Below are 3,716 nucleotides of genomic sequence, written 5' to 3'. Positions count from 1 at the left end.
AGCGAAGCGACCAAAAAGCGAAGCGACCAAATCTACTTCCTATAGTCCGCTTTAAAAGAAAGTGGCGATTTTTCAATCGCTTTGGTAAAGAAACGTGTAAAATAGGCAGGATCGTTAAAACCTAAATCGAAGGCAATTTCTTTGACAGATTGTTCCGAATATAACAATTGCCGTTTGGCTTCTAAGATGATTCTATTTTTAATGAAATCGCTTGGTGTCGTTGTGCCTAATTTTTGAAAATGTTTGGAAATGGATTTTGGCGAAATTCCTAACCGATCAGCATATGCTGAAACCGAATGCATTTTTTTGAAATTTTGCTCCACCAACACACTAAAATCTTTATAAAGCTTGGTTTCGGTTTCTTCTTTCACCACAAAATCTGCTGTTTTTACACGAACTGAATGAATGATAAATTGCTTCAAATAGCTTTGCAACATATCATATTGACCTGAATTTTCATTGTGAAATTCTTCAATTAAATCTTCTAACAACAAACTCAATCGTGCTACATCTTTCGCTTTCGGAATTACAAATGGCGAATCGTATACATTATTAAACAACACACCATTGCATGAAATTTCTTTGTCATGGGTTTGAATACAATAAAAATCGCGCTTAAAAGATAGTTTATACGCTTCTTTGATTTTTTCTGAACTTACCGAAAATACTTGTCCTGGCGACAAAAAGAAAATGATATTTCCATCAAAACTATACGTTTCAAAATCGATATGATACGTACCTTTTCCTTCTTTAATCCAATAAATCGTATACGAATCTACTTGTTCGGGTTTGTTGACAACGCATGCTTTTTCAAACTGTACAACACTGAGTGAAAATGTATCTTGATAGCTATAGTTGGTAATGTCTTGAATTGCCATATAAGCTTGTTTCTTTTGTGTAATATAAAACTTTTTCTTTGGTCGTAAAAAGTGGTGTTTATTTACGTATGTATACTATAAAAACTAAACGTCAGTTCGAGTGAATTTGTGAAACAAATTTGTATCGAGAACTATCACAAAGTTCAAAATTCTATTCTTGATACATCCTGAAACAAGTTCAGGACACTTGAATTGACAAATTTGGAAATCTCGCTTTTATCATTCTCACGAGAACAGGAATCTCACTCACTAATGTGATTCTGAATCAATACCCAATCAAGTTGAGTACAAGGTTTAAAATGACGCACTATTTCTTTTATGCAGCTGAATTTGCGGCAAGAGTTTGGACAAGGTTTTTGCTACGATTTTGATTTTTTCAACCGAATACACAAAATTTTATACAATTCACTTGGGTTAATATTTAGCGTATTGGTATAAATTCGCAAAGGAGAACCATATTGTTTGTAATTTGATTTTGTAATTTCTCTTGCAAAATGATTTGTTTGAAGATTGATGACATCTTCAGGATTTTTCAAAATAGGAACAATCCACTGAAAACCATAGAGTGATTTTACAACATCAAAACGTTCTACTTCTTCCCAAGGAATTAGTGTATTTAAAGAAAGCATAGAATTATCTTCAATTCCTTCATTTGTAATACGAAATCCGTTTGCCGTTTTTAATAGAAGCTTATTTGCATACGGATATATAAGTTTTATGGAAAAATAAATAGGCAACAAGATCGAAGCTAGCATCAAATATTTTGTAACATCCGAATTGAAAAAATTGACACTATGTACTATTGTATAAATTATAAATACGTCAAACGCTATAAAAAGAAATATAGCTCCCGCAACTTTTGCTGTGTTGAATGCTATTTGTAGTTCACCATTTTTAGTTGGAATTCTACTTTTTTTCTGTCCCGCCATGTAATTTCCAATAAGAAGGATTTGTACAGCCGACATAATGACAAAGTAACATCCATTCATAACAGTGAAATTTGAATCTTCATACGGAAAAAAAAGACTACAGACGAAAAAGAGTATGAAGGCAACTACGAGTAACCAAACTTTTGGCTCTTGAAACCAATTCGGCGTAATTTCACATGATTTTTCAAAAGCAATTTCAGCAGCTTTATCTGCTTCAAAGTCATATTCTAACGCTTCAAAAATTGCTTTTACAGTATAACTTCTCGGTGTTACTTCTCCTGCTTCAATCCGCTGAATTGTGCGAATGCTCACATTACATTTTTCGATGAGTTCTTCTTGTGTAAGACCTTTTTCTTTTCGCAAGCTTGCGATTTTCTTTCCTAGTGTTGGTTGTTCCATGATAAAAGTATTTTTCATCAAAACTACTATCGATTTTTTTAAAAGTTAGTAAAATCTAACACGCCATTTGCCCGTCATTTGCTTGCTATCACTGGATTTATTGTTTTTTATTTCAAAAATACATCTCGACTGTGCTTGATGTGAAAATCATGATGAATCGTTTTATTCCTTCTTCGGTAACTGAATTTGCGGCATGGGTTCACTCAAGGTTTTTTCTACGATTTTGGTTCGCATGAGTTTCTTATCATTAAAATGTCTAGAAATATTTTGAATGGTTTCTGTGTAATTATCTGTTCCATCGTCTTTTTGATGGTAAAACACTTTGATAGAACGACAATTTTCATGTTCAAAAATAGTATTTAGCAACGTTCTATCGGACAAACCACAAGAATGTCCCATAATAATAACTTGAAATTTTTCGGAATCTACATACCGTAACACATCTTTATAATTAGAGTTTTGCACATATTGAAACGACTTAAAATAACGTAAATATTCATTGTCGTCCATATCTTCAATTAACTTGTAATCTTCGTCCATTTCATCTCCGAAGCCGAAGACAATGTTTTCGTTTAGTTTTCCGTGGATGTAATTTATTTCATTACTCTTTGCGCTATAAAATAATTCTAATGTTGGCGTATAATTGAAATTTACAATATAAAAAGTAGAGCCTTCTTTTTCAGGTTCTATGTAACTGACAGTTTTATTAATTTTATCTTCTGCATGGATATTTAATATGAAATTAGGATCTAATTTATATGTATCAACTATATTCTTCTGTAAATATCGCTCTAGTAATTGTTTTACTTGTTCAAATTCTTTGTGAAGCCTTAAAACTTGTTCTCTTTTTTCTTGTTTAGCGATTGAACTGAGTTTGGATATAACTTTAAGTTTTTTATAATACTCATTTTCAACATCTACCCAATTTGCAATAGATTGAACTTCATTTAATCTTTTAAAGAATTCATTTTTAAACTTAAATAAAACAACTTGTTTACCATAATCTTTTGATCTTCCTCTTTGCGAAAAAGTATATGTTTCTAATTGATATTCATGGCTACGTAAATTATTTTTTAAATAATTAAGAATATTTGCCTCAAAGCTTTTAAAGTTTTTAATTTCTCCTTCTTTAAAATGATCTTGAAACACAGGATTTAAATACACTACTTTTTTAACAATCTCATTATTTTGATTTTCTTGTAAATCACGCCAAAAAGCATCCATAAAGTGATTGTACGATGTTGGTAGTCCGTGTGCTAAATCGAATCCATTTCCAGCGATAATGAGTTTGTTCATGTTTAGATAATCTTTTTTTTAGTAACGTTCACTTTTTCTTGTTCTCGACTGCGCTCGAACTGACAATTCAAACCAAAAAAAGAGATCCAATTAACTTCTGTAAATTAAACAAAATATGTAAGAATTTTATCTTGAAACACTAAAATTTACACACTAATAGCGAAGCATATCCAACAATCTAACAGCAAAGATTCTGTGTTAACAACCAAGAAAA

The 3,716-nt window shown here is 31.4% G+C and carries 3 protein-coding genes; all 3 read right to left on the bottom strand.

Annotation, left to right across the window (positions count from 1 at the left end; genetic code table 11):
- Nucleotides 1–32 precede the first annotated feature (32 nt).
- Nucleotides 33–878: a helix-turn-helix domain-containing protein gene (locus tag AA089_RS22695; protein WP_046759315.1), complete on the bottom strand. Its 846-nt coding sequence runs from the start codon at nucleotides 876–878 to the stop codon at nucleotides 33–35.
- Nucleotides 879–1,237: 359 nt separating this feature from the next.
- Nucleotides 1,238–2,224, bottom strand: a complete 987-nt coding sequence (locus AA089_RS24010) for a helix-turn-helix domain-containing protein (protein WP_053002643.1) — start codon at nucleotides 2,222–2,224, stop codon at nucleotides 1,238–1,240.
- Between the two features lie 144 nt (nucleotides 2,225–2,368).
- Nucleotides 2,369–3,502: an AbiH family protein gene (locus AA089_RS24385; RefSeq protein WP_082113467.1), complete on the bottom strand. Its 1,134-nt coding sequence runs from the start codon at nucleotides 3,500–3,502 to the stop codon at nucleotides 2,369–2,371.
- Between the last annotated feature and the right edge of the window lie 214 nt (nucleotides 3,503–3,716).

This window comes from Kordia jejudonensis, assembly GCF_001005315.1.
Lineage (GTDB): Bacteria > Bacteroidota > Bacteroidia > Flavobacteriales > Flavobacteriaceae > Kordia > Kordia jejudonensis.
Note: the sequence above shows the minus strand (reverse complement) of the source record. Positions and strands in the feature narration are given on the sequence as shown.